Consider the following 852-nt stretch of genomic DNA (forward strand, 5'->3'; position numbering starts at 1 on the left):
GTCCTATGCCGTCGCGCTGATGGTTGCCCGCCGCTTCAGGGGCGTGCCCTCGCCGATCATCGCCACCGGACAGTTGACGGCATCGACCATCATCATGATCCCGATCGTGCTCTTCACCCACGGTCCATCCGGCCTGTTCTCGGCCTCGCCGCCGGTCTGGGCGGCGGTGCTGGCACTGGCGCTGCTGTCGACCGCCTTCGCCTACATCCTCTATTTCAACCTCGTCGCCTCGGCCGGCGCGACCAACGCCTCGCTGGTCACGCTTGTCGTGCCGGCCAGCGCGATGCTGCTCGGCTTCCTGTTCCTTGGCGAGCGGCTGGAACTGTTCGAAATCGGCGGCGTGGTGCTGATCGCGCTCGGCCTCGTCACCATTGACGGGCGGTTGTTCGGCCGACGTTAGAGCGCCGCGCGTCCACTGGACGCGCAAAGGATGCTCTAACCACCCAATTGCCCCCCGCATCGCGAAAGTTGAATTCGGCTTCCGCAGCGGTAGCGCTGCCATGACACGGCAGCGACACGAGTCGGCCACATTTTATTCACAGGCCTGAAGCCGGTTTTTGCTTAGGAGTTTCAAAGCCTAACGGCAAAAGACATGTCGCGGATTTCACAATCACGTCGCAATGCAGCACATTTTCCGCTTGCCTGTGGCACAAATGAACCTAGACTCCGTGACATAGCTCTTTAAGAGGAGGCTATGTCATGGGACTTACGAGGCCTATCAACGCATTGATGATCTGTGCTGCGTTCGCCTTTATCGGAGCCCTTATTATGGGCTTCCTTCCCTGACCGCCAAAGCGGGGAAGACCAGCACCCAAATAGTCCAACCAATTCAAAAGGCCGGGTTTTTCCCGG

1 protein-coding gene is annotated in these 852 nt (G+C 59.7%); it reads left to right on the forward strand.

Annotated features, from left to right (window positions below):
* A partial coding sequence (locus EOC06_RS36830) for a DMT family transporter (RefSeq protein WP_164898985.1) occupies positions 1-400 on the forward strand: 400 nt, incomplete at its 5' end.
* Positions 401-852: the final 452 nt, after the last annotated feature.

Source organism: Mesorhizobium sp. M7A.F.Ca.MR.362.00.0.0 (assembly GCF_004023175.1).
Lineage (GTDB): Bacteria > Pseudomonadota > Alphaproteobacteria > Rhizobiales > Rhizobiaceae > Mesorhizobium.